Origin of the sequence: Pseudomonas soli (genome assembly GCF_900110655.1) — a bacterium.
In the GTDB taxonomy this organism is placed as follows: Bacteria; Pseudomonadota; Gammaproteobacteria; order Pseudomonadales; family Pseudomonadaceae; genus Aquipseudomonas; species Aquipseudomonas soli.
The window spans coordinates 242,886-266,845 of sequence record NZ_FOEQ01000003.1; the positions used below are offsets into that span (position 1 = coordinate 242,886).

Annotated in this window: 21 protein-coding genes; 11 read left to right on the plus strand and 10 right to left on the minus strand. The window is 63.1% G+C overall.

The window, feature by feature from the left end:
- Window positions 1–180: 180 nt before the first annotated feature.
- Window positions 181–1,365, plus strand: coding sequence for a C17 cyclopropane fatty acid synthase CfaB (cfaB, locus tag BMY03_RS09100; protein ID WP_094010880.1), 1,185 nt, complete (start codon window positions 181–183; stop codon window positions 1,363–1,365).
- Between the two features lie 39 nt (window positions 1,366–1,404).
- On the opposite strand, the gene cls is transcribed toward cfaB, so the two are convergent.
- On the minus strand, window positions 1,405–2,844 hold the full coding sequence (gene cls / locus BMY03_RS09105; protein WP_038707076.1) for a cardiolipin synthase: 1,440 nt from the start codon (window positions 2,842–2,844) through the stop codon (window positions 1,405–1,407).
- Window positions 2,845–2,973: 129 nt separating this feature from the next.
- Between cls and BMY03_RS09110 the strand changes: the two genes are divergently transcribed.
- The gene (locus BMY03_RS09110; RefSeq protein ID WP_023629675.1) at window positions 2,974–3,501 is read left to right on the plus strand and encodes a DUF3617 domain-containing protein; all 528 of its coding nucleotides are present in this window, start codon (window positions 2,974–2,976) and stop codon (window positions 3,499–3,501) included.
- A gap of 8 nt (window positions 3,502–3,509) precedes the next feature.
- Here the strand turns inward: BMY03_RS09110 and folE2 are convergent, their stop codons facing one another.
- Both folE2 and BMY03_RS09120 read right to left on the minus strand, forming a co-directional pair.
- Window positions 3,510–4,391, minus strand: a complete 882-nt coding sequence (gene folE2, locus BMY03_RS09115) for a GTP cyclohydrolase FolE2 (protein ID WP_094010881.1) — start codon at window positions 4,389–4,391, stop codon at window positions 3,510–3,512.
- A 24-nt stretch (window positions 4,392–4,415) separates the two neighbouring features.
- A complete protein-coding gene (locus BMY03_RS09120; RefSeq protein WP_023629677.1) occupies window positions 4,416–4,793 on the minus strand; it encodes a hypothetical protein in 378 nt (125 codons plus the stop codon).
- Window positions 4,794–4,902: 109 nt separating this feature from the next.
- Between BMY03_RS09120 and zigA the strand changes: the two genes are divergently transcribed.
- Genes zigA through BMY03_RS09135 form a run of 3 tightly spaced genes read left to right on the plus strand, consistent with a single transcriptional unit; the run spans window position 4,903 to window position 7,755 of the window.
- Window positions 4,903–6,111, plus strand: a complete 1,209-nt coding sequence (gene zigA / locus BMY03_RS09125; RefSeq protein WP_023629678.1) for a zinc metallochaperone GTPase ZigA — start codon at window positions 4,903–4,905, stop codon at window positions 6,109–6,111.
- Window positions 6,108–6,725 (plus strand): DUF1826 domain-containing protein, encoded by a 618-nt coding sequence (locus tag BMY03_RS09130; protein ID WP_094010882.1) that lies wholly within the window; start codon window positions 6,108–6,110, stop codon window positions 6,723–6,725. Before zigA ends, BMY03_RS09130 begins: the two co-directional genes overlap by 4 nt.
- A gap of 52 nt (window positions 6,726–6,777) precedes the next feature.
- Window positions 6,778–7,755, plus strand: a complete 978-nt coding sequence (locus BMY03_RS09135) for a CobW family GTP-binding protein (RefSeq protein WP_094010883.1) — start codon at window positions 6,778–6,780, stop codon at window positions 7,753–7,755.
- Here the strand turns inward: BMY03_RS09135 and BMY03_RS09140 are convergent, their stop codons facing one another.
- The gene (locus BMY03_RS09140; protein WP_023629680.1) at window positions 7,756–8,148 is read right to left on the minus strand and encodes a DUF3301 domain-containing protein; all 393 of its coding nucleotides are present in this window, start codon (window positions 8,146–8,148) and stop codon (window positions 7,756–7,758) included.
- Between the two features lie 120 nt (window positions 8,149–8,268).
- Between BMY03_RS09140 and pdxY the strand changes: the two genes are divergently transcribed.
- Window positions 8,269–9,141 (plus strand): pyridoxal kinase PdxY, encoded by an 873-nt coding sequence (gene pdxY, locus BMY03_RS09145; RefSeq protein ID WP_094010884.1) that lies wholly within the window; start codon window positions 8,269–8,271, stop codon window positions 9,139–9,141.
- On the opposite strand, the gene BMY03_RS09150 is transcribed toward pdxY, so the two are convergent.
- A complete protein-coding gene (locus BMY03_RS09150; RefSeq protein WP_023629682.1) occupies window positions 9,138–9,623 on the minus strand; it encodes an acyl-CoA thioesterase in 486 nt (161 codons plus the stop codon). The genes pdxY and BMY03_RS09150 overlap by 4 nt on opposite strands.
- A 326-nt stretch (window positions 9,624–9,949) precedes the next feature.
- On the opposite strand from BMY03_RS09150, the gene BMY03_RS09155 reads away from it, so the two are divergent.
- Window positions 9,950–11,710, plus strand: a complete 1,761-nt coding sequence (locus BMY03_RS09155) for a cation:proton antiporter (RefSeq protein ID WP_023629683.1) — start codon at window positions 9,950–9,952, stop codon at window positions 11,708–11,710.
- Between the two features lie 143 nt (window positions 11,711–11,853).
- Here the strand turns inward: BMY03_RS09155 and BMY03_RS09160 are convergent, their stop codons facing one another.
- From BMY03_RS09160 to uvrD, 3 genes are all read right to left on the minus strand, one after another.
- Window positions 11,854–12,261: an SMI1/KNR4 family protein gene (locus BMY03_RS09160; protein WP_023629684.1), complete on the minus strand. Its 408-nt coding sequence runs from the start codon at window positions 12,259–12,261 to the stop codon at window positions 11,854–11,856.
- A 113-nt stretch (window positions 12,262–12,374) separates the two neighbouring features.
- A complete protein-coding gene (locus BMY03_RS09165) occupies window positions 12,375–13,223 on the minus strand; it encodes a Tim44 domain-containing protein (RefSeq protein ID WP_038707074.1) in 849 nt (282 codons plus the stop codon).
- Between the two features lie 161 nt (window positions 13,224–13,384).
- The gene (gene uvrD, locus BMY03_RS09170) at window positions 13,385–15,568 is read right to left on the minus strand and encodes a DNA helicase II (protein WP_038707073.1); all 2,184 of its coding nucleotides are present in this window, start codon (window positions 15,566–15,568) and stop codon (window positions 13,385–13,387) included.
- A 253-nt stretch (window positions 15,569–15,821) separates the two neighbouring features.
- Here uvrD and BMY03_RS09175 point away from each other — a divergent pair, with 253 nt between their 5' ends.
- On the plus strand, window positions 15,822–18,683 hold the full coding sequence (locus BMY03_RS09175) for an EAL domain-containing protein (RefSeq protein ID WP_094011058.1): 2,862 nt from the start codon (window positions 15,822–15,824) through the stop codon (window positions 18,681–18,683).
- Here BMY03_RS09175 and zwf read toward each other — a convergent pair.
- Window positions 18,680–20,122 carry a glucose-6-phosphate dehydrogenase gene (gene zwf, locus BMY03_RS09180; RefSeq protein WP_094010885.1) on the minus strand — a complete coding sequence of 481 codons (1,443 nt, stop codon included), beginning with the start codon at window positions 20,120–20,122 and terminating at the stop codon, window positions 18,680–18,682. The two genes, BMY03_RS09175 and zwf, sit on opposite strands and share 4 nt — an antisense overlap.
- A gap of 103 nt (window positions 20,123–20,225) precedes the next feature.
- On the opposite strand from zwf, the gene hexR reads away from it, so the two are divergent.
- Together hexR and BMY03_RS09190 are read left to right on the plus strand one after the other, a co-directional pair.
- Window positions 20,226–21,092, plus strand: a complete 867-nt coding sequence (hexR, locus tag BMY03_RS09185) for a transcriptional regulator HexR (protein WP_023630201.1) — start codon at window positions 20,226–20,228, stop codon at window positions 21,090–21,092.
- Window positions 21,093–21,228: 136 nt separating this feature from the next.
- Window positions 21,229–21,447, plus strand: a complete 219-nt coding sequence (locus BMY03_RS09190; protein ID WP_081941302.1) for a PA3496 family putative envelope integrity protein — start codon at window positions 21,229–21,231, stop codon at window positions 21,445–21,447.
- On the opposite strand, the gene BMY03_RS09195 is transcribed toward BMY03_RS09190, so the two are convergent.
- A complete protein-coding gene (locus BMY03_RS09195; protein ID WP_167335941.1) occupies window positions 21,389–22,336 on the minus strand; it encodes a LysR family transcriptional regulator in 948 nt (315 codons plus the stop codon). The genes BMY03_RS09190 and BMY03_RS09195 overlap by 59 nt on opposite strands.
- 204 nt (window positions 22,337–22,540) lie before the next feature.
- Between BMY03_RS09195 and BMY03_RS09200 the strand changes: the two genes are divergently transcribed.
- Entirely contained in the window at window positions 22,541–23,956 is a 1,416-nt protein-coding gene (locus BMY03_RS09200) for an acetyl-CoA carboxylase biotin carboxylase subunit (RefSeq protein WP_023630199.1), read from the plus strand.
- Window positions 23,957–23,960 lie beyond the last annotated feature (4 nt).

Sequence of the window (23,960 nt, forward strand, 5' to 3'; positions counted from 1 at the left end):
AGGGCACAAGGTTAATCTGAGCGAGCAGGATTGTATACAATCTGCCATATAGGCTGCGCCAGATAGTTCTAGACCATGGTCGTGATTACCGGAAACTTCGTACGAATGAACTACCCTGATGCGGTGACGTCCGACACATTAAGGCGTGGCGTCCCGTATCAACGAAAGGGAGGGTCATGAATGCTTGCGCAACTTCCACCTGCGTTGCAGAGCTTGCACTTACCTTTGCGCGTCAAGCTGTGGGACGGCAACCAGTTCGATCTGGGGCCGAGCCCGCAAGTCACCATCGTGGTCAAGGAACCCCAGCTCATTACCCAGCTCACCCATCCCAACCTCAATGAGTTGGGATCGGCCTTCGTCGAGGGCAAGCTGGAGCTGGAAGGCGATATCGGCGAAGTCATCCGGGTTTGCGACGAACTCAGCGATGCCTTGCTGCAGGATGAAGATGAGGTATTGCCGGCACGCACTGCCCATGACAAGACCACCGATGCCGAAGCCATTTCCTATCACTACGACCTGTCCAACGAGTTCTACCAACTGTGGCTCGACCGGGACATGGTCTATTCCTGTGCTTATTTCAAGGAGCCGGACAACACCCTGGCCCAGGCTCAGCAGGACAAGTTCGATCACCTGTGCCGCAAACTACGCCTGCAGGCTGGCGATTACCTGCTGGATGTCGGTTGTGGCTGGGGCGGGCTGGCGCGCTTTGCCGCCCGTGAGTATGGCGCCAAGGTGTTTGGCATCACCCTGAGCAAGGAACAGCTGAAGCTGGGCCGCCAGCGGGTCAAGGAGGAGGGCCTGGCTGACAAGGTCGACCTGCAGATCCTCGACTACCGCGACCTGCCCCAGGATGGTCGCTTCGATAAGGTGGTCAGCGTCGGCATGTTCGAGCATGTCGGCCACGCCAACCTCGAGCTGTACTGCCAACGGCTGTTCGGTGCCGTGCGCGAGGGTGGCCTGGTGATGAACCATGGCATCACGGCCAAGCATGTCGATGGCCGCCCCGTCGGCCGCGGCGCGGGCGACTTCATCGATCGTTATGTATTCCCCCATGGCGAGCTGCCGCATATCTCGATGATCACTGCACGGATTTGCGAAGCGGGCCTGGAGGTGGTCGACATCGAGAGCCTGCGCCTGCACTACGCCAAGACCCTCAACCACTGGAGCGAGAACCTCGAGAACCAGCTGCAACGCGCCGCCGCGCTGGTGCCGGAGAAGACCTTGCGTATCTGGCGCCTGTACCTGGCCGGTTGCGCCTACGCCTTCACCAAGGGCTGGATCAACCTCCATCAGATTCTCGCAGTGAAGCCTTACGCCGACGGTCACCACGACCTGCCATGGACCCGTGAGGACCTGTATCGCTGACCTCTACAGCGGCGTGCTCGTCCGGCACGCCGCTGCGCGCTACAGGATCGGTGAAATCAGGCGCGCGATGCGCATACCCAGCTGTTGCAGACGATGGGTGTCGCGGCTGTCTTCAGCGGTGATCTCCCTGGCCTGCTCGAAATCATTCACCAGCATGAGCTCGACCTGATCGGCAAAGGCACGATCCACAGTGAGCAAGGTGATCTCGAAATTCAGCCGGAACGAACGATTGTCGAGGTTGGCGCTGCCGATGGCGCTGACCTCGTCATCCACCAGCACGACTTTCTGGTGCAGGAACCCCGGTTGATAGCGGAACATGCGCACCCCGGCGCGCACCGCTTCGAAGGCGAACAGGCTGGAGGCGGCGTAGACGATGCGGTGGTCGGGGCGCGAGGGAATCAGGATGCGTACATCGACGCCCCTCAGTACCGCCAGGCGCAGGGCGGCGAAGATGGCTTCGTCGGGAATGAAGTAGGGGCTGGTGATCCATACCCGGCTGCTCGCCGAGTGAATCGCTTCGAGAAAGAACAGCGCGCAGGTTTCCTGGGGATCGGCCGGGCCGCTGGCCAGCGCCTGGCACAACACGCCATCCTCGGGGTAGGCATCAGGCAGGATCAGCGGCGGGAGCTGGCGCGTGGCCCAGTACCAGTCCTCGGCGAAGGACTCCTGCAGGCAGGCCAGCACCGGGCCGCTTATCTGTACGTGGGTATCGCGCCAGGGCGAGAGCTTGGGGTGTGCACCGAGGTATTCGTCTCCCACGTTGTGGCCACCGAGAAAACCTTGCAGACCATCAACCACCACGATCTTGCGATGATTGCGGAAGTTGACCTGAAAGCGGTTGAACCAGCCGCGGCGCGTGGCGAAGGCCTCAATCTGCACTCCACCGTCACGCAGTACCTGGCTGTAGCTGGCCGGCAGCGCATGGCTGCCGACGCGGTCGTAAAGCACGAAAATTCGGACACCTTCGGCGGCCTTGCGCAGCAATAGCTGCTGCAGTTCCTTGCCCAGGGCATCGTCATGGATGATGAAGAACTGCACCAGGACGGTGTCCCGCGCCATGCGGATGGCCGAGAAGATCGCCTCGAATGTGGCAGCGCCGTCGACCAGCAGTTTCACTTCGTTGTTGGCCAGGCATGGCATGCGCCCGAGCTTGGGCATGGCGCGCAGGGCGGCATAGCTGTCCGACTCGCGGGCGGTCAGCGCTTCCTCCACCCATGGGCGCCAGTTCAGGTTGGCCATGGCCACATGCATTTCCTGGTTGGCCTGGCGCCGCGCCTGGATGTACGCATAGAAGGAGCGGGCGCCGAACACCAGGTAGGGGATGAGCGTGAGGTAGGGGATGAACAGCAGCGACATGGCCCAGGCGATCGCACCTTGGGCGGTGCGCACGGTGAACACCGCATGCAGCGCGGCGGCCAGGCCGAGCAGGTGAATCAGACCGAGCACGTAACCGAAAAAGTAGGGGCTGTGGTAATCCATACGCATCCTGCTTGCCGAGAGTACTGCTGCTAACAGACCACGTTCGAGGGGACCACTGCAACCCACAGGCGAATTCGACGTCTAAAGGCTCAGTCCGGCCGGAGCCGGTATTTCGAGGAGCTTTCATCCATGAAGATTCGTCTGCCATTGCTCGCCCTGGCACTGGGGTTGGGCAGCCCGCTGGTCCACGCGCAGATGTTGCAACCCGGCTTGTGGGAGCTGACCACCAGCAATATGCAGGTCGATGGCAAGCCGTTGCCAGACATGGAGTTCATGCTCGGCCAGTTGAAGAACCTGCCGCCTGAGCAACGGGCGATGATGGAAGGTGCCCTGGCCAAGCAGGGCATCACCGTGGGCGGCAAGGGTGTGCGCTCGTGCCTGACCGCCGAGCAGGTCAAGACCAACGACATCCCCCTGCAGGACCCGCAATCGGGCTGCACGCAGAAGATCACCGAGCGCAATGGCAATGTCTGGAAGTTCCAGTTCAACTGCCCGAAAGCCCAGGGTACCGGCCAGGCCACCTTCCTCAGCGACCGTGAGTTCCTGACCAAGGTCAACGGCACGTTCAATGCCTCCGGTGTCCAGCAACAGGGAAGCATGGATACCCGGGCGGTCTGGCTGGGCAACGACTGTGGAACAGTGAAGCCACGCAGTTGAAGTAGCGCTCACCACCGATGTTGAGTCACCGCAACCGCGTCGTGGGCATGCAGGCTCTCTGCATGCTCCACGCGTACGCTGAACCCCAACACCTCTTCAATCTGCATCAATGCCAGGTGCAGGCGCCGGGCAGCATCCTCGCAGAACATCAGGTTCTGTCCATTGGCCAGGGCAAAAGCCTGCTCGTCGGCGCGCTTCACTGCGGTCTGCACTGCGGTGCCCAGCGCGGCTTCCGCCGCGTCGATCAGCCCTGTCAGGTTCAGCGCTTCCCCTGCAAGGCGTACCTGAAGCCTGGCCATGCTCCGTTGGCTATGGGGCGTGGCGACGATCCCGTCACTACTGCCCAGCCATTGGCGAATGCCGCAGCGGTCCAATGGCCGGTGGGCGAAGTCCCTGTCGAACTGCTCCTGGATCAACTGCCTTGCTAGTGCTGCCGAGCATGGGCATGTCGACGAGTACGGCACATTCACTGATAGTTCCACGTGGAACATTTCATCTTCAAGCTTGGCATCCACGGTTACCGGGTAGCGCTTCCAGCCAGCCAACGGACTGATCAGTGCCGACCGTTTGAGCAGATGATCAAAGGTCAGGCGCAGATAAGCATTGTTGGACAGGCCGGTGTGGCTAAGCAGAAATGACCGCAGTATATGGCGTAGAAGCGGGGGTGACAGGGGTTGTTGCTCCAGCGCCTCCAATGCCAGGTACAGCCGGGACATGTGGATGCCGCGTGAGGCGCCATCGTCGAGGCTCACTCCGGCATCGGCAAATGCGGTGACGGTGCGCCCGTCGAGTTGCAGCGCAACGGCGATACCATTCATGCCCACCCAGTCCAGCGGCAGTGCCTGTTGGTTGCTTTGGGCGGCGACATCGGGAAGGGATAGGCTGGTCATGGAAGGGATCCTGAACGGTTAAAGTCACTGGCAACCGCCGATGAGGCTGCAATGCAGGTTGAAGCGTTGGCCGCTGGAGCTGGAAACACGATTCAGCGTGGTCCAGCCAATACGCCGGCTGTAGCCGACCCAAGCCTCGCCGTCGCTGGCCAGGCCGGTAAAGAACGTCAATGCGCCGTGGCGGCTGTTGGTTTGCGCCCAAAGCCGCTTGCTCGCAACTTCATACCCGCGCAAGTAAAAGGTGCTGCCCTCGGTTCGCACGCTGTAGTAGTTGCCCTTGCTGTCCTGGCAGGCCAGCAAGGTTGCGCTGCGGGTGCACCGTGCAAGGTCGGTAGTGGGCATGGCAAAGAGCTGCTCTGGATGAACGAGCAGCAGCAGGGCGATGACGCCAGGTAGTTTCATGACGCTCTCCAGACAACCGTTCGGCGATACGGCTTGGCGAAATTGTATTGTTATAATATAACATTGTGCAATGCATCGTTTCGAATGCGCCTGCCCGATGAGGTTCGTCATGCCCAACCGTCTTCCTGTCACCGTGCTGTCCGGCTTCCTGGGTGCCGGCAAGAGCACGTTGCTCAACCATGTCCTGCGTAACCGCGACAATTTGCGCGTGGCCGTGATCGTCAACGACATGAGTGAAATCAACATCGATGCCAGTGAGGTGCAACGCAATGTCAGCCTCAACCGCGCTGAGGAAAAGCTGGTTGAGATGAGCAACGGCTGCATCTGCTGCACACTGCGCGAGGACCTGCTGGAGGAGGTGGCCCGGTTGGCGGGCGAGGGTCGCTTCGATTACCTGCTGATCGAGTCCACGGGTATATCCGAGCCGCTTCCGGTCGCCGAGACGTTCACCTTTCGCGATGAGCAGGGCCGCAGTCTCTCCGACATGGCACGCCTCGACACCATGGTCACCGTTGTCGATGGGCTGAACTTCCTTCGCGATTATCAGGCAGCCGAAAGCCTGGCCAGTCGGGGTGAGACCTTGGGCGAAGGTGACGAACGTTCGATCAGTGACTTGCTGATCGAGCAGGTTGAGTTCGCCGATGTGTTGCTGCTGAGCAAGATCGACCTGATCAGCCAGCATGAGCGCGAAGAATTGACCGCCATCCTGCGCAGCCTCAATGCGCGGGCGCAGATCGTGCCGATGGTGATGGGCCAGGTGCCTTTGGCGCGCATCCTCGATACCGGCCTGTTCGATTTCGACCAGGCCGCGCAGGCGCCGGGCTGGCTGCAGGAGCTGCGTGGCGAACATGTGCCGGAAACCGAGGAGTATGGTATTGCCGCGACCACCTGGCAGGCGCGCCGGCCATTCCATCCGCAGCGTTTCTTCGACTTTATCCACAAGCCTTGGAGCAACGGCCGCTTGCTGCGCTCCAAAGGGTTCTTCTGGCTGGCTAGCAAGTTCCAGGAGGCCGGTAGCTGGTCGCAGGCCGGCGGCATGATGCGCCATGGCCTGGCTGGTCGTTGGTGGCGTTTCGTGCCGCGCGAACAATGGCCGCAGGATGAAGAGAACACCGCGGCGATCCTCAAGCAGTGGTCCGCGGAAGCGGGCGACTGCCGACAGGAACTGGTGTTCATCGGGCAGAACATCGACTTTGTTCGGTTATCCACAGAGCTGGAAGCCTGCCTGCTCGATGATGAGGAAATGGAGTTGGGGCCGATGGGCTGGCTGCGCCTGCCGGACCCCTTTGGTGAGTGGCATGAGGACGCTGCGGCATGACTGTGGATATCCGCCAGGTCTTCGGTGAGTCACCCCAGGTGATGACGGAGATTCTCCAGGATGGGGTCAACCTCGCGGTCTGGCAGCGCCGCCTGCCGGCCCAGGTCGAGGACTTCGCCAACCTGGTGCTGAGCCTGGGCCAGCCATTGGCCGATGAGCGCGTGATCGAGGTGGATGAACGCCAGCCGCCAGCGTTGCCCGGGCTGCTCAGAGAAACCGCCGATCTGCATGGCTACGATGGCTTCGTCGCCGATGTGGCCTGGCTGGTGGCGGCCTATACCTGCCTGCTGGGCGCTCGGCGCCTAGGGGTGCGGCTGCGGGTGCTTGAGGGGGCGATGTGCCCGCGCATGCATGTGGATCATGTGCCATTGCGCCTGCTCAGTACCTACGCCGGCGCAGGTAGCGAATGGCTGCCAGAGGGTGCCATCGACCGTACCCGGTTGCAGCTGGCGCCGCCGCCTGTGGATAACGTCCGGCGATTGGTGGCGGGAGAGGTAGCCCTGCTCAAGGGTGAGAAGTGGCTGGGGAACGAGGGTGCGGGCTTGGTCCACCGGTCCCCGCAGACACCCGCCGGGGAGCGTCGCTTGCTGTTGAGCCTGGACTGGTTGGCATGAATTGCCGGACGCCCCGGTATAGACTGCCATCAAGCCCTTGCGATACCGAGCCATGTTGCAGAACATCCCCACCCATGTGATCGCCGGCCCGCTAGGCGCCGGCAAGACCAGCCTGATCCGTCACTTGCTGGAGCAACGACCAACTGGTGAGCGTTGGGCCGTGCTGGTCAACGAATTTGGCCAGATCGGCCTGGATGCCGCCTTGCTCAGCCGTGATGAGGCCGGCATCGCCATCGCAGAGGTGGCGGGAGGCTGTCTGTGCTGCGTCAATGGCGCACCGTTCCAGGTGGGGCTCGGCCGCCTGCTGCGCAAGGCGCGCCCGGATCGCCTGTTCATCGAACCGTCCGGCCTCGGTCACCCACTCGAATTGCTGGAGCAACTGGGGCGGGCGCCTTGGACCGGTGTCCTGTCGGTCCAGCCACTGTTGATGGTGCTGGATGCCGCGGCCCTTTCCCGGGGCACTGGCTTGCCAGAGGCACAGAACATGGCATTGGCGAAGGCGGGGTTGCTGCTGTTCAACAAGGCGAGCTCCATGGATGCTGCCACCCGCCTGTTGATAACTGCATCATTGCCTGAAGTCCCGGCGTTGTGGACGGATCATGGCGCGCTAGCCCTCGCTGAGTTGCCTGTATCGCCCGCGGCGCCAGCAGCGGGCTCACTCGACCTTTCCAGTTTGCCTGTGGATAACGGCCCCGTCCCACGGCCCACCTTGTGGGTGGATCCGCGGCAACCGATCTGTCAGTCCCGGCTGGCGGACGAGGGCTGGAGCGTAGGTTGGCGCTGGCATCCGGGCCAGTTCTTCGATGAAATGGCGCTACGTGGCGTTCTTGAGCAATGGTCGTGGTGCCGGGCGAAAGGGGTTATCCACACCGCGGCGGGGTGGCAGTCGTTCAATGGCCTGGAACGTGGGGCGCTGGAATGGCGCCCCAGCGAATGGCGCAGGGACTCGCGCATCGAGCTGATCTTCGATCAGCCACAACCAGTGCAGGTGCTCCAGGCGGCCATCGCCAGCTGTTACGTTGCTGGCTGATCAATTGCGCCAGCGGTTATGTTCCTGGCGCCATTGCTGCATTTCGATGACGTTGTCGGTGCGTGGCGGGGTCTTGATCTCGAACGGGTAGGGTGCAAGTTCGATCTGCATGGTGTGGGCGCCGAACTGGGTGACAGTGCCGGGGTGACGTTGTTCGCCGGTAACGGTGAACTCGAAATTGTAGATGCGCGCCAGGCGCTTTCGGCCATTGGCGTCGCGCACGAAAGCGATGCGCTTGAGCGCCACGGCGTCGTCGAGCAGTTCCAGGTCGAGCTTGGCACAATGCTGCTTGACCCGAGCCAGGGCCTTCTCGCGAAGCCCGTGGTTGTGCCACAGCCAGGCGCCTGCGGTCGCCACCAGCATCAGGACGAAAAGGTTTTCCAGGGTCAGCATTTGCGTAAGCTCCAGACAGGTCGATCCAGCTTAACTGCGTCTCTGGCCTGTCGTACAGATGGCAATCAGGTTCATACTGCGGGCCGCACATTTCTTCACATAGTTTCGGAAGCGCCCTGCATGAAACGTACACCGCACCTGCTCGCCATTCAGTCCCACGTGGTCTTTGGACACGCCGGCAACAGCGCCGCGGTGTTTCCCATGCAGCGGGTCGGGGTCAACGTCTGGCCACTCAACACGGTGCAGTTCTCCAACCACACTCAGTATGGCCAGTGGGCGGGGGAAGTGCTTGCGCCAGCGCAAATTCCCGCGTTGGTGGAAGGCATTTCCAATATCGGCGAATTGGGCCACTGCGATGCGGTGCTGTCGGGTTACCTGGGCAGTGCCGAGCAGGGGTGGGCGATCCTGGCTGGCGTCGAGCGGATCAAGGCGGTCAATCCCAGGGCTTTGTACCTGTGCGACCCGGTCATGGGCCATGCCGAGAAAGGTTGCATCGTGCCGGCCGAGGTAAGTGAATTCCTGCTCGAGCAGGCCGTGGCCAAGGCCGATATCCTGTGCCCCAACCAGCTTGAGCTGGACAGTTTCTGTGGCCGCCGCGCGCAGTCGCTGGAGGATTGCGTGGGCATGGCGCGCGGGTTGTTGGAGCGTGGGCCGCAGGTAGTGCTGGTCAAGCACCTGAATTATCCACAGCGCGCGGACGATGCCTTCGAGATGCTCCTGGTGACCCGCGAAGCCAGCTGGCACCTGCGTCGGCCACTGCTGGCGTTCCCGCGTCAGCCGGTAGGGGTGGGCGACCTGACGTCAGGGTTGTTCCTCGCCCGGGTGCTGCTTGGCGATAACTGGCTGCAAGCCTTCGAGTTCACCGCCGCTGCCGTGCATGAGGTGCTGCTGGAAACCCAGGCCTGCGCCAGCTATGAACTGCAGCTGGTGCGGGCCCAGGATCGCATCGCCCACCCACGGGTGCGCTTCGAGGCGCAGCGCCTGAACGGCTAGATCGAATCGGTCTTCAGGTTCTGATAGCGCTGCTCTAGCTCCTGGCGGATCTGTCGGCGCTGCTGACCCTGCAGGAAGCGGCGCTTCTCTTCGCTGCTCTGCGGCTGGCGTGGTGGTACCTTCACCGGGCGCCGGTCATCGTCGACAGCCACCATGGTGAAGAAGCAGCTGTTGGAGTGGCGTACAGAGCGCTCGCGGATATTCTCCGTGACAACCTTGATGCCCACCTCCATCGAGGTGTTGCCGGTGTAGTTGACCGACGCCAGGAAGGTCACCAGTTCGCCGACGTGCACCGGCTCGCGGAAGATCACCTGGTCCACCGACAGGGTCACCACATAGGTACCGGCATAGCGGCTGGCGCAGGCATAGGCGACTTCGTCGAGGTACTTGAGCAGGGTGCCGCCGTGTACGTTGCCAGAGAAGTTGGCCATGTCCGGTGTCATCAGGACGGTCATGGTCAGCTGGGCGTTTCCAGGTTCCATAGAGAGCTCACGGTGAATTTGCACGGTATCGGGGCGGGTATCTGCAGACACTTCTGTTTCCCCTCTTTGAGGTTTCCCATCCTGGTACGGGACGTCGGCTGACGCTCCATCGTCACGCCAATATTGCCATCGGCGGTGTCGAATCTGCCGATCTGTTTCTGCATATTGCATTGGCAATTTGCGGCAAGGCGCGATGTTAACCTGACGACGCCCATGCAACGTGGGCTTTCGCGTCAATCACAACAGTATGTGCCTGCTCCGCGCCCAGGGTCTTCCCAGCAGAGGAGCGGTTCGCCCCCAGCATCGAAAACAAGGAGTAACACGCCATGCATGCCATCAGCTTCATCCAGGATCTGGCGGTGATCATGCTGGTTGCCGGGGTGGTCACCATTCTCTTTCATCGCCTCAAGCAGCCCGTGGTGCTGGGCTACATCGTCGCCGGCTTCATCATCGGGCCGCACACGCCGCCGTTCGGGCTGATCCACGACGAAGACACCATCAAGACCCTGGCTGAACTGGGAGTGATCTTCCTGATGTTCTGCCTGGGCCTGGAGTTCAGCCTGCGCAAGCTGTTCAAGGTCGGTGCCACGGCGTTCATCGCCGCCTTCCTGGAAATCGTCCTGATGATCTGGATCGGTTTCGAGATAGGTCGCTGGTTCGGCTGGAACACCATGGATTCGCTTTTCCTCGGGGCGATCCTGGCGATTTCTTCGACCACCATCATCGTCAAGGCGCTCAACGACCTGAAGATGAAGAACGAGCGCTTTGCCCAACTGATCTTCGGCGTGCTGATCGTCGAGGATATTCTCGGCATCGGTATCATCGCGCTGCTGTCGGGCATCGCCGTCAGCGGTACGGTGAGCTCCGGCGAGGTGTTCTCGACCGTGGGCAAGTTGTCGCTGTTCATGATCGTCGCGCTGGTCATCGGCATCTTGCTGGTGCCGCGGCTGCTGGCCTATGTGGCCAAGTTCGAAAGCAACGAAATGCTGCTGATTACCGTGCTGGGCCTGTGTTTCGGCTTCTGCCTGCTGGTGGTCAAGCTCGAGTACAGCATGGTGCTGGGTGCCTTCCTGATCGGCGCAATCATGGCCGAGTCGCGCGAGCTGCTGAAGATCGAGCGCCTGATCGAGCCGGTGCGCGACTTGTTCAGTGCCATCTTCTTCGTGGCCATCGGCCTGATGATCGACCCGTCGATCCTGCTCGAATACGCTTGGCCGATCGTGGTCATCACCCTGGCGGTGGTGTTGGGCAAGATGCTTTCCTGCGGCATGGGGGCGTTCATTGCCGGCAATGATGGACGCACTTCGCTGCGTGTGGGGATGGGGCTTTCGCAGATCGGCGAATTCTCCTTCATCATCGCTGCCCTGGGCATGACCCTGCAGGTCACCAGCGACTTCCTCTACCCGGTCGCGGTGGCGGTATCGGCCATCACCACCCTGCTCACGCCCTACCTGATCCGCGCTGCCGACCCGTTGTCGATCAAGCTGGGCAATGTGGTACCCAGCCGCCTGGCGCGGGTGCTTTCGCTGTACGGCGAGTGGTTGCGCAGCATCCAGCCCCAGGGCGAGGGGGCCATGCTGGCGGCGATGATCCGGCGCATCCTGTTGCAGGTCGGGGTCAACCTGGCGCTGGTGATCGCGATCTTCTTCAGTGGCGGCTATTTCGCCGGGCGTATCGGCGTCTGGCTCAGCGAATGGGTGACGGACGCCGGTCAGCAGAAGGCGCTGATCTGGGGCGCGGCGCTGCTGCTGTCGTTGCCGTTCCTGATTGCCGCGTACCGCAAGCTCAAGGCACTGTCGATGTTGCTGGCAGAGATGGGCGTCAAGCCGGAGATGGCGGGGCGACATACCCAGCGCGTAAGACGGGTGATCGCCGAGGTGATTCCGCTGCTGTCACTGCTGGTGATCTTCCTGCTACTGTCAGCCTTGTCGGCGAGCATTCTGCCCACCAGCGAACTGCTGCTGATCATCGCGGTAGTGGCGGCGGTAGTGGTGGCACTGCTGTGGCGCTGGCTGATCCGTGTGCATACGCGAATGCAGGTGGCGTTGCTGGAGACGCTGGAGAACAGCCGCGATCATTCGCACTGAGGGAGCGGTTAACGCTTTCTGCGCAAGATTTCACCGTCGTCCGAGGGGATGGAGCGGTAGCAGTGTCGCCAGGCGCAGAGAGCCTGGCGATTCTACGAGTGATTGGTAGCTATAAGCCATCACTTTGTGCGGGTATTTCTCATTCAGCTTTCCAGCCAGACATCCCGCGCCCAGTGCCAGACCGATTCCCAGCTTTCCTCGGTGACGATTTCCTCTTCACCGGACCACAGCACCACGGTGCCGTCCTCTTCGACGCAGTAGAAATCGTCTCCGTCCTGGCAGATCGGTATGAGGTCGCGGGGCACGCCGGCGTCCCAGGCATTGGCCGCCACCTCCGGCAGGTAGGTGTGGGATTGCGGGTCGGTCACGGTGACCGGCTCGAGGCTGCCGTACACCACGTCACTGACGGTCAGCAGGTATTCCTTGAACACGAAGGGGATGTTGATGAACAGCTCTTCCTCGATCTCGACCAGCTGATCCTCGTCCGGCAGTTCCAGCGGCACCGGTACCGGCTCGTTGGCTTCACGGAGTTGTTCGATCACTTCTTCCACGGTTCACATCCTCTGACCTTATGACAACGCTGCGCGTTATACCCTAGTAGGCCGCTCTGGCAAAAGCAAAAACCCCGGGACAGGCCCGGGGTTTTTTCTGCAACGTGCGACGGTTAACCGTTTTGGCGGATACCGGCCAGCAGCCAAGGCTGGTTTTCGCCCTGGGCGCGAACCATGTGCCAGCTTTCGCTGAACACTTCGCCCTGGTCGAAGCGCGAAGTCTTCGACACGCCACGGAAGGTAAGGGTGGCGTCGGTCTGGTCGGCGCGGTCGTCTACGCCGTCCAGTTGCACATCGAGGTCGTCGATGTAGGTGGACTGGAAGCCTTCACCTTGTTCCGCGCGCTCACGCTTGAGGAACTCGAGCATCTGCGGGGTGACGAACTCGGCGATCTTGTCCATCTCGTTGGCGTCCCAGTGCTGCTGCAGCGACTGGAAGTGCGAACGTGCGGCGGCCAGGAAGCTGGCTTCGTTGAACCAGGCCGGGGCGTTTATCGCAGGCGCGGCAACCGGTGCGGCGGAACCGCCGAAGATCGACTGCGGGGCGGCCTGCGGCTGGGCTTCGCGCTGGTACGGGGCATGGCCGGCTGCAGCGTGTTGCGGCTGCTGCTGGCGGCGGCGCGCGGCGATGAAGCGGAAGACCAGGAAGGCGATCAGGCCCATGATCAGGAAATCGAGGATCTGCATGCCATCGAAGCCATCGCCCATGAACATGGAGGCCAGCAGGCCACCGGCGGCGAGGCCGGCCAGCGGGCCCAGCCAGCGCGAGGCGCCGCTGGCGGCAGCGGGTGCGCGGCCTGGCGCGGTCGGGGCGGCGGCAGGGGTGGTCGGGGTAGCCTGGCGGGTTTGGTGGATAGGCGCGGAGCCCGAGCTCTTGCCGCCACCGAAGCGCTTGGCGTTGGCGTCGAGGCTCAGCGTCAGGCCGACGCAGAGCGCCAGAGCGATGCTAAGAAAACGTTGCATAAGTTGGGGGTTCCCGTTTGTGTGGATTGCACGCGCGTCATGGTGCACATGAACCAGCAGACATAGCCAGCGACAACATGTTTCGAGCTTTTGCCTGATAGTCGGGAATGCAGACGGGCGTTGTCTGAAAGGTCATCGCGGGGCAAGCCCCGCGATTGGGTTCAGATGGCTTCCAGCTTGGCGTAACCAAGCATCAGCCATTTGCTGCCTTCGGAGAAGTTCACCTGCACCCGCGCCTGGGCACCGGAGCCCTCGAAGTTGAGGATCACGCCTTCGCCGAACACCGCATGCTGCACCCGCTGGCCAAGGCTGAAGGCGGTCTGCGGGATGCTGGCGTTGGCGAACAGGCTGCTCGCGGGCGTCTTCGCGCCGCCGAACGGGCGGCTGACGGTGTTCGATAGGCGCACTTCCTGCACCAGCCCGGCCGGAATCTCGCGGACGAAACGCGACACCTTGTTGTAGGTTTCGCTGCCGTACAGGCGACGGGTCTCGGCGTAGGTCATGACCAGCTGGCGCATCGCCCGGGTGATGCCCACGTAGGCCAGGCGCCTTTCTTCTTCGAGGCGGCCGGGTTCTTCGAGGCTCATCTTGTGCGGGAACAGGCCTTCCTCCATGCCCACCAGGAACACGTAGGGGAACTCCAGGCCCTTGGCGCTGTGCAGGGTCATCAGCTGGATGCTGTCCTCGTGCTCGTCGGCCTGGGTGTCGCCGGCCTCCAGCGAGGCATGGCCGAGGAACGCCGACAGTGGCGACAGGTCGGCGTCGTCGTCGCTGGTCTCGAAGTTGCGGGCCGCGCTGACCAGTTCCTCAAGGTTTTCCACCCGGGCCTGGCCTTTCTCGCCCTTTTCTTCCTGGTGGTAGATGATCAGGCCGGACTGTTCGATGACGGTCTGGGTCATCAGGTGCAGCGGCATGTCCAGCACCTTGGCGGCGAGGTTCTCGAGCAGCTCGATGAAGGCGCCCAGCGCACTGGCGGCGCGGCCCTTGAGGGCCTTGGCGGCCAGCAGCTGGCACATGGCGTCCCACATCGACAGCTGGCTGTGACGGGCGTGTTCGCGGATGGCCTCGACGGTCTTCTCGCCGATGCCGCGTGGCGGCACGTTGATCACCCGCTCCAGCGCCGCGTCGTTGCCGCGGCCTTCGAGCAGGCGCAGGTAGGCCATGGCGTTCTTGATCTCGGCGCGTTCGAAGAAGCGCTGGCCGCCATAGATGCGGTAGGGGATGCGTTCGCGCAGCAGGGCCTCTTCCAGCACCCGCGACTGGGCGTTGGAACGGTAGAGGATGGCGATCTCGTCGCGAGCGTTGCCCTGCTTGATGAGACTTTCGATGGTCTCGACCACGTAGCGCGCTTCGTCGTGCTCGTTGTACGCGGCGTAGAGCGTGAGCGGTTCGCCCTCGCCCATGTCGGTCCACAGTTCCTTGCCCAGGCGTCCGCTGTTGTTGGCGATCAGCGCGTTGGCGGCCTTGAGGATGCCGCCGGTGGAACGGTAGTTCTGCTCCAGGCGAATCAACTCGGCGTCGGGGAAGTCGGCGGTGTACTGGTGGATGTTCTCTATCTTGGCGCCGCGCCAGCCGTAGATCGACTGGTCGTCGTCACCCACCGCCATCAGGCTGTCGCCACCGGAGGCGAGCAGGCGCAGCCAGGCGTACTGCACGGCGTTGGTGTCCTGGAACTCGTCCACCAGCAGGTGGCGGAAGCGGCGCTGGTAATGCTTGAGCAGGTCCGGGTGGTCGCGCCACAGGTCGAGGGCGCGCAGCAGCAGCTCGGAGAAGTCGATGACCCCGGCGCGGTCGCAAGCCTGTTCATAGGCGACATAGATGTCGCGCATGGTGGCCAGGAACAGGTCGCCGCTGGCCTGGATATGCCGTGGGCGCAGGCCCTCGTCCTTCTGGCCGTTGATGAACCACTGGACCTGGCGTGCCGGCCATTTCTGCTCGTCCAGGCCCATTTCGCGGATCACCCGCTTGACCAGGCGTTGCTGGTCGTCGCTGTCGAGGATCTGGAAGTTCTGCGCCAGCCCTGCCTCCTGCCAGTGCGCCCGCAACAGGCGGTGGGCCAGGCCGTGGAAAGTGCCGACCCACATGCCGGCCGGGTTGATGCCCAGCAGTTGCTCGATACGCTGGCGCATTTCCGCCGCGGCCTTGTTGGTGAAGGTCACCGACAGGATCGAGTGCGGCGAGGCCTGCTCGACCTGGATCAGCCAGGCGATACGGTGCACCAGCACGCGGGTCTTGCCCGAGCCGGCGCCGGCCAGCACCAGTTGGCGCCCGACGGAGGCCGCCACGGCCTGGCGCTGGGCGTCGTTGAGGGAGTTCAGCAGGAGGGAGAGGTCGTCATTATGCATGCGGGCATTCTATGGCCGCGCGCAGGCAGGGGCAAACGCCCGCGCTGCAAATCACCGCACAGGCCATCTACCGTTCATCGGCGCTGCTGGCAGCGCCGCGTGGTTGAGCGGTCAGACCTGGACGGACGAGACATTTTCCAAATCATGACGTAGAGCAGTTTGGTCTGACGCGACGCTTGTGTATTCTCCCTGCACATTTGTGGTCAGCCATAACAAGAACTCAAAAGAATCCAGCCATATGACCCAGGATTGCATGGCGATCGGAGCATCGCCGGAGACGACACGGAGCGTTCGCAGGCAATTCGCCACCCAGCTGTCGATCGAGCGGACTCGCCTGCTGTACCAGGGCTCTCTGCTGCCCACCCTGTTCATGCTGCTCAACGGCCTGCTCAGCGCCTGGCTGCTGTGGAGCCCTGGGCGCTATCTGCTGGTTGGTGTGTGGATGGCCTGGCTGCTGGCACTGGTGGTGCTGCGGGTGATCCAGGTGGCGGCCTTCGAATCGGCGACACCGGTTCGCCAGGCCAAGCCAGCCTGGCGGAGGATGTTCCTGCTCGGTTCGGCGTTCAGCGGCCTGACCTTGGCCAGTGCGGTGATCGCCCTGGCGCCGGCGGACAACTTCGTGCAGCAGGCCTGGGTATTCGGCCTGCTCGGGGCAGCGGCGTTGTCGGCCAGTGTCGCCTACGCGGTCAGCCTGCCGGCGTTTCTCAGCTTCGCGGTGCCGTGCCTGCTGCCGCCGATCGCGTTTCTCTTCGTCTATGACGCCGGGCACCAGCGTGGCTGGGGCTGGCTGGGGCTGATCCTGCTGGTAGCGCTGATGGTGGTGGCCTGGCAGGTCAATCGCCTGATCGAGCGTGGCTTGCTGCGCCGCTTCCAGAACCAGGCGCTGATCGAGCATCTGCAGTGCGCCCAGCGCCACAGCGAGGGCCTGAACCGCAAGCTCAGCGCCGAAATCGCCCAGCGCCGTCAGGCCGAGGACGACCTGCGCCAGGCCCATGCCGGCCTTGAACAGCGCGTGGCCGAACGTAGCCATGAGCTGGACCAGGCCAACCAGGCCCTGAGCAAGAGCGAGCAGCGCCTGGCCCTGGCCCTGCAGGCCAGCGAGCTGGGGCTGTGGGACTGGAACCTGGAGACCGACGAAGTCCATCACACACAACTGCATGCCCTGTTCGGCCTCGATGCCGACCAGGTGCGTTCGGTACGCGCCGACCTCAAGCCGCGGCTGCACCCCGATGATTTGCCGGTGCTGCGGCGCACGCTGGTCGAACATCTCAAGGGGCGCACCGAGGACTACCGGGTCGAGTACCGGGTGCGTCACGCCCAAGGCCACTGGTGCTGGATCGAGGACCGTGGGCGGGCGGTGGAATCCGATGCCCAGGGCAAGGTCCTGCGCATGCTGGGCACCCGCCGTGACATCACCGCACAGAAGGAGCAGGAGGAGCAGCAGCGGCTCGCCGCGACGGTGTTCGAGGCAGCCAGCGAGGGGATCGCCATTCTCGATGCCGACTTCCAGCTGCTGGCGGTCAACCAGGCTTTCTGCGATGTCACCGGCTACGGCCGGGCCGAGTTGATCGCCCGCAACGCCCTGGAGCTACCCTGCAGCCGCGACGCCCGGCGCCACAGCCAGGCCATCGACCAGGCGCTGGACCAGCAGGGGCGCTGGCAGGGTGAGTTGGTCGAGGCGCGCAAGAGCGGCGAGCTCTATCCCCAATGGTTGCAGCTCAACAGCGTGAGCGATGTGCGGGGGCGTATCGTCAATATCGTCGGCTTCTTCACCGACCTGTCGGCGCGCCGCGAATCCGAGGAGCGCCTGCGCTATCTGGCGCACTACGATGACCTCACCGGCCTTGCCAACCGTGCGCTGTTCCGCCTGCGTCTGCACGAGGCGGCGCAACGCATGCGTCTGAATGGCCGCAGCCTGGCGCTGCTGCATGTTGACCTGGACCGCTTCAAGCTGCTCAACGAGAGCCTGGGTCATGAGCTGGCCGACCAGTTGCTGAAGAAGATGGCCCAGCGCCTGGCCAACGCGGTGCCCGAAGCCGATACCGTGGCGCGCCTATCCGGCGACGAGTTCGCGGTGCTGTTCGACGGCTATACCAACTTATCCAGCCTGGTGCGCGTCACTACCCGGTTGCTGGACAAACTGCGAGTGCCCCAGCGTGTGGGCGGGCACGAGGTGGTGATCAGCGCCTCGGTGGGTATCAGCCTGCTGTCCGATGCCAGCCTGGACCTCAATGCCCTGGTAAGCCAGGCCGACATGGCCAAGCAGCATGCCAAGCATCTGGGCGGCGACAGCTTCCAGTTCTATACCGAGAGCCTGCGTGCCAGCACCCTTGAGCGCCTGCAGCTGGAGAATCAGTTGCGCAAGGCCATAGACGAAGGCCAGCTGCTGGTCTACTACCAGCCCAAGCTGTGCCTGCGCACCGGTCAGTTGCACGCGGCCGAGGCCTTGGTACGCTGGCAGCACCCGCAATGGGGCATGGTGCCACCCAGCGAGTTCATTGGCCTGGCGGAGGAAACCGGATTGATCGCGCCCATGGGCGAGTTCGTGCTGCGCCAGGCCTGTTGGCAAGCCTGCGAGTGGTTGCGCCAGGGCCTGGAGGTGCGTGTTTCGGTCAACCTGTCGGTGTACCAGTTGCGCCAGGGCAAGCTGGTCAGCCTGGTGCGCCAGGTCCTGCAGGAGTCCGGCCTGGCGCCGCACCTGCTGGAGCTGGAACTGACCGAAAGCCAGTTGCTGGACAGTGTCGAGCACATCATCGCCACCTTCGAGCAGCTACACGCGCTGGGGGTTAAGCTGGCCATCGACGATTTCGGCACTGGCTACTCGTCACTGAGCTACCTCAAGCGCTTCCCGGTCGACTACGTAAAGATCGACCAGGCGTTCATCCGCGGGCTGCTTGAAGGCACGCAAGATGCGGCCATTACCCGGGCGATCATCGCCATGGCGCAGAGCCTGCAATTGAAGGTGGTGGCCGAAGGGGTGGAAACCCGTGAACAGTTGCAGTTCCTGCGCGAGCACGGCTGTGACGAGGTGCAGGGCTACCTGATCAGCCGGCCGGTCGATGCCGCGTCGTTCAAAGCGCTGCTAGGGCTTTCGACCGCCGACCTGTTGGGCTAGGCGTGCCAGGCCTGGCCCTGGCGCGCCAACAGGCTGTTGGCCTGTTCCGGGCCATTGCTGCCGGCGGGGTAAGGGCGCGGCGCCTGGAAGTGCTCCTCCCAGCCCTGCAGGATCGGGTCGATCCAGGCCCACGCGGCCTCGACCTCGTCGCGGCGCATGAACAGCGTCGAATCGCCTTCGAGTACATCCAGCAACAGCCGTTCGTAGGCCTCCCAGCGGCGGGTCTGGGCGAAGGCCTGGGCCAGGTTGAGGTCCAGCTCGACCGGCGCCAGGCGCATGCCTTTGCCCGGGCTCTTGGTCATCATGCGCAAGCTGATGTGCTCATCCGGTTGTAGCTGGATCAGCAGCTGGTTGACCTGGCCGCCGCTGAACAGCTCGTGCGGCACGGGCTTGAACTGGATGACGATCTGCGACGAGCGCCGCGCCATGCGCTTGCCGGTACGCAGGTAGAACGGCACGCCGGCCCAGCGCCAGTTGTCGATGTGCGCCTGGACCGCGACGAAGGTTTCGGTGTCGCTGTCGTTGTCCACGTCCTTCTCGAAATAGTAGGCCGGCACTTCCTGGCCGCCGATCTTGCCGGCGCCGTATTGGCCGCGCACGGTCTTGTCCTGGACGTCCTGGCCGGTGATGGGCTTGAGGGCGCGGAGGATCTTCACCTTCTCGTCGCGTACCGCTTCGGCCTCGAACTGCGAGGGGGGCTCCATGGCCACCAGGCAGAGCAGTTGCAGCAGGTGGTTCTGCAGCATGTCGCGGGTAGCGCCGGCACGGTCGTAGTAGGCGCCGCGGTTTTCCACGCCGAGGGTTTCACAGACGCTGATCTGCACATGGTCGACCTGGCCGTTGCGCCATACCGGCTCGAGCAAGGCGTTGGCAAAGCGCAGGGCCATGAGGTTCTGCACGGTTTCCTTGCCCAGGTAGTGGTCGATGCGAAAGACCTGGGACTCGTCGAACACCGCGCCGATCGCTTCGTTGATCGCGGTGGCCGACTCAAGCGAGTGGCCGATGGGCTTTTCCAGCACGATGCGCGCTTCGCTGTCGGCCAGGCCGGCGATGCGCAGGTGAGTGGCGATCGGCACGAACAGCTTGGGCGCGGTGGCCAGGTAGAAGATCCGCGTCAGGCCGCCGGGCTCACCCAGGTAGCGGGCCAGGCGGCCGAAGTCAGCGCTCTGCGCCGCGTCCATGGGGAAGTAGTCGAGCCGCGCCGAAAAGCGCTGCCAGACGTCTTCGTCGAAGTCCTGGCGGGCGACCTGCGCCCGGCAATGGCGCTCGGCAAGCTTGACGTAGTCGTTGCGCGGCAGGTTGCGTCGGGCCAGGGCGATAATCCGCACGGCGGTGTGCAGGCGGGATTCGCGATACAGGTGGTAGAGCGCCGGGAGCAGTTTGTGCAGGGCCAGGTCGCCCGTGCCGCCGAAGACCAGGATGTCGCAAGGAATCGTCAAACCACCACTCTCCACGTTCGATTAGCTGGGCGGGTTGGCAAGCATGTAGTATAACTACAAGAAAGCTACATCCCGGCACGCCGATCATAACCGAGTCCAGCCCGTGAATCTGTTGCAACATATCGACCAATCGCGGCACCTGCTGCGCAAATCGGAACTCAAAGTGGCCGACCATGTGCTGCTCGATCCGGCTGCCGTCATGCACAGCTCCATGGCCGATCTGGCGCACAGCGTGGGTATCAGCGAACCGACCATCGTGCGCTTCTGCCGGGCGATCGGTTGCTCGGGCTTCCAGGATCTCAAGCTCAAGCTGGCGCAAAGCCTGGCTGCCGGTGCCAGCTTCGGTCAATTTGCCATCCATGAAGACGACTCGGTCGCCGACTACAGCCTGAAAATCTTCGACACCACCCTGCATACCTTGATGGAAGTACGCGAGCACCTCGACCCGCAAGCCTTGCAGCAGGCGGTGACGGCCATGGCCCAGGCCCAGCGCGTGGAGTTCTATGGTTTTGGCGCCTCGGGCGCGGTCGCGGCGGATGCGCAGCACAAGTTCTTCCGCCTGCTGCTCAGCGCGGCGGCCTATTCCGATCCGCACATGCAGGCAATGTCGGCTGTCACGCTCAAGCCGGGCGATGTGGCGGTGTGCATTTCCCAGTCGGGTCGCTCGAAGGACCTGCTGATCACCGCCAACCTGGTGCGCGAGAGCGGTGCCAACCTGATCACCCTGTGCCCGAGCCAGACACCGCTGGCCGAGCTGTCGACGGTCAACCTGGCCATCGACGTACATGAGGACACCGAAATCTACACGCCGCTGACCTCGCGCATCGCCCACTTAGTTGTGATCGACGTGCTGGCCATGGGCGTGGCAATGGCCCGCGGGCCGAGCCTGGTCAACCACCTCAAGAGCGTGAAGCGCAGCTTGCGCAGCCTGCGCCTGTCGCCCAAGTCGATCAAGGCGACCGACGACTGATTCAAGGCTGTGCTCGCATGGGGGCGGGCTGGCCCGCGCCCATGCAGGTTTCATCATTTCGTCACCAATCCACCGCCAAACCGTAAACCACTGAGGCCAGTCTGAAACTCCCCGCATCCTTTCTGGGAGACAGGCAATGGCACGTGATCACGACGGTGTGTACCAACCCAACGCCAAGGCTCGCAAGCAGCAGGAAAAGGATCAGCGCCGCATGGAGTACCGCCGCGCGATCGAATGCTACTGCGACCAACGCCAGTTGCTGCGCGAACTGGCCGACTACCCCGACCTGCAGGACCTCACGGTGTGGCAGGTATCGGCGGCAACTTCCCCGAGAAACGCTCAACAAGCCCGCTGATCATTGCACGTTCGCTGCGGATGAACGCTTGAAACGCCAGGGCCACCGGCGATTGCCGCTTGCTCCGGGACTGCACCAGGCACCAGCTGCGGTACAACGGCAGTTCTTCCACCGGCAACTCCCTGAGCATGCCGGTGGCCAGTTCCATGTTGACCGCATGACGGGTCAGCAGGGCGATGCCCAGCCCGGCCACCACGCATTCGCGCTGGGCATCGGTGGAGGCCACCTCGAGGGTCTGGGTGAAATGCACGCGCTTGTCCTTGAAAAACTCCTCGCAGGCCTTGCGGGTGCCAGAACCCTGTTCACGGACCAGCAAGGTGTGCGGTTCGAGATCCTGCAGGCGCAGGCTGTCCGGCTTGCACAACGGGTGTTGCGGCGGTGCCACGGCGATGATCGGGTTGTTCAGGAAGGGCAGGAACTCGAGGCCCATGTCCTGGGGCACCATGGACATGATGACCAGGTCGTCGCGGTTGTCCGACAGGCGCCTGATCGCCTGGGCACGGTTGACCACCGTCAAGGTGAGGTTGACCTCCGGGTGGCGCTGCTTGAAGGCGGCGAACAGGTGTGGCACGAAGTACTTGGCGCTGGATTCGATCGCCAGTTTCAGCTGCCCCTGCAGTGAGCCCTGCATGTCCGACAGCTGCATATCGAGGTTTTCCAGGCGCCCGAAGATATCCCGGCTGGCGCGTTGCAGCGCTTCGGCGGCCTCGGTCAGGTAGAGCTTCTTGCCGACATACTCGAACAGCGGCTGGCCAACCAGCTCCTCGAGCTGGCGGATCTGTAGACTAACGGCGGGTTGCGTCAGCGCCATCTCTTCGGCCGCCCGGCTGTAGGAGCGCAAATCACACACTTCGTTGAAGACCTGCAGCTGACGTAAAGTCATACGCATCAATGACTTGCGCATTTTTTGCGGTGCTCCGGCAAAACCTTGTTACCCAACTATAAGCTTTTGCTTATGCTGCCTCTAACAAATATTGATTTTTGTTTATCGACCTTCAGCGCTAGGGTGGATATGCGACTGGCCAGCGACGTTTGGTCACGCGCCGACCGGTAGAACCGGATCGTCTGTTCCTACGGCTTTGGGAAGACTCCAGTGATAACAAAAATCCTGATCGCCAACCGGGGTGAGATTGCAGTACGGATCGTGCGTGCCTGCGCCGAGATGGGCATTCGCTCCGTGGCGATCTACTCCGACGCCGACCGCCACGCCTTGCACGTCAAGCGCGCCGACGAGGCCTACAGCATCGGTGCCGAGCCCCTGGCCGGCTACCTGAACCCGCGCAAGCTGGTGAACCTTGCTGTCGAGACCGGCTGCGATGCCTTGCATCCCGGCTACGGTTTCCTGTCGGAAAACGCCGAACTGGCGGAGATCTGCGCTGAACGCGGGATCAAGTTCATCGGCCCGGCTGCCGACGTCATTCGCCGCATGGGTGACAAGACCGAAGCGCGCCGCACCATGATCGCGGCCGGCGTGCCGGTCACCCCCGGCACCGAAGGCAACGTCGCCGATATTCATGAAGCCCTGCAGGAAGGCGACCGCATCGGTTACCCGGTGATGCTCAAGGCCACCTCCGGTGGCGGCGGGCGCGGCATTCGCCGCTGCAACAGCCGCGAGGAACTGGAACAGAACTTCCCCCGGGTAATTTCCGAGGCCACCAAGGCCTTCGGCTCGGCGGAAGTGTTCCTGGAAAAGTGCATCGTCAACCCCAAGCATATCGAGGCGCAGATTCTCGGTGACAGCTTCGGCAACGTGGTGCACCTGTTCGAGCGCGACTGCTCGATCCAGCGCCGCAACCAGAAACTCATCGAGATCGCCCCGAGCCCGCAGTTGACCCCTGAGCAGCGTGCCTACATCGGCGACCTGGCCGTGCGCGCGGCCAAGGCGGTGGACTACGAGAATGCCGGTACCGTGGAGTTCCTGCTCGCCGATGGCGAGGTGTACTTCATGGAGATGAACACCCGGGTGCAGGTGGAACACACCATCACCGAGGAAATCACCGGCATCGACATCGTTCGCGAGCAGATCCGCATCGCCTCCGGCCTGCCGCTGTCGATCAAGCAGGAAGACATTCAGCACCGCGGCTTTGCCTTGCAGTTTCGCATCAACGCCGAAGACCCGAAGAACAACTTCCTGCCCAGCTTCGGCAAGATCACCCGCTACTACGCCCCGGGCGGCCCGGGTGTGCGTACCGACACGGCGATCTACACGGGCTACACCATTCCCCCGTTCTACGACTCCATGTGCCTGAAACTGGTGGTCTGGGCGTTGACCTGGGAAGAAGCCATGGACCGCGGCCTGCGGGCCCTGGACGACATGCGCCTGCAGGGGGTCAAGACCACTGCCGCGTACTACCAGGAAATCCTGCGCAACCCGGAATTCCGTAGCGGCCAGTTCAACACCAGCTTCGTCGAAAGCCACCCTGAACTGACCAACTACTCGATCAAGCGCAAACCCGAAGAGCTGGCCCTGGCCATCGCCGCCGCCATCGCCGCCCACGCAGGCCTGTGAGGAA

Excerpts from the sequence above, each read along its gene's own strand:
- BMY03_RS09130 (WP_094010882.1), top strand. The coding sequence starts at position 6,108 with ATGACTGTGGATATCCGCCAGGTCTTCGGTGAGTCACCCCAGGTGATG.
- zigA (WP_023629678.1), top strand. The coding sequence starts at position 4,903 with ATGCCCAACCGTCTTCCTGTCACCGTGCTGTCCGGCTTCCTGGGTGCC.
- BMY03_RS09120 (WP_023629677.1), bottom strand. The coding sequence starts at position 4,793 with ATGAAACTACCTGGCGTCATCGCCCTGCTGCTGCTCGTTCATCCAGAG.
- cls (WP_038707076.1), bottom strand. The coding sequence starts at position 2,844 with ATGGATTACCACAGCCCCTACTTTTTCGGTTACGTGCTCGGTCTGATT.
- BMY03_RS09175 (WP_094011058.1), top strand. The coding sequence starts at position 15,822 with ATGGCGATCGGAGCATCGCCGGAGACGACACGGAGCGTTCGCAGGCAA.
- BMY03_RS09135 (WP_094010883.1), top strand. The coding sequence starts at position 6,778 with ATGTTGCAGAACATCCCCACCCATGTGATCGCCGGCCCGCTAGGCGCC.
- BMY03_RS09190 (WP_081941302.1), top strand. The coding sequence starts at position 21,229 with ATGGCACGTGATCACGACGGTGTGTACCAACCCAACGCCAAGGCTCGC.
- BMY03_RS09150 (WP_023629682.1), bottom strand. The coding sequence starts at position 9,623 with ATGGAACCTGGAAACGCCCAGCTGACCATGACCGTCCTGATGACACCG.
- BMY03_RS09195 (WP_167335941.1), bottom strand. The coding sequence starts at position 22,336 with ATGCGTATGACTTTACGTCAGCTGCAGGTCTTCAACGAAGTGTGTGAT.
- pdxY (WP_094010884.1), top strand. The coding sequence starts at position 8,269 with ATGAAACGTACACCGCACCTGCTCGCCATTCAGTCCCACGTGGTCTTT.
- uvrD (WP_038707073.1), bottom strand. The coding sequence starts at position 15,568 with ATGCATAATGACGACCTCTCCCTCCTGCTGAACTCCCTCAACGACGCC.
- BMY03_RS09165 (WP_038707074.1), bottom strand. The coding sequence starts at position 13,223 with ATGCAACGTTTTCTTAGCATCGCTCTGGCGCTCTGCGTCGGCCTGACG.
- BMY03_RS09155 (WP_023629683.1), top strand. The coding sequence starts at position 9,950 with ATGCATGCCATCAGCTTCATCCAGGATCTGGCGGTGATCATGCTGGTT.
- BMY03_RS09140 (WP_023629680.1), bottom strand. The coding sequence starts at position 8,148 with ATGCTGACCCTGGAAAACCTTTTCGTCCTGATGCTGGTGGCGACCGCA.
- cfaB (WP_094010880.1), top strand. The coding sequence starts at position 181 with ATGCTTGCGCAACTTCCACCTGCGTTGCAGAGCTTGCACTTACCTTTG.
- folE2 (WP_094010881.1), bottom strand. The coding sequence starts at position 4,391 with ATGACCAGCCTATCCCTTCCCGATGTCGCCGCCCAAAGCAACCAACAG.
- BMY03_RS09110 (WP_023629675.1), top strand. The coding sequence starts at position 2,974 with ATGAAGATTCGTCTGCCATTGCTCGCCCTGGCACTGGGGTTGGGCAGC.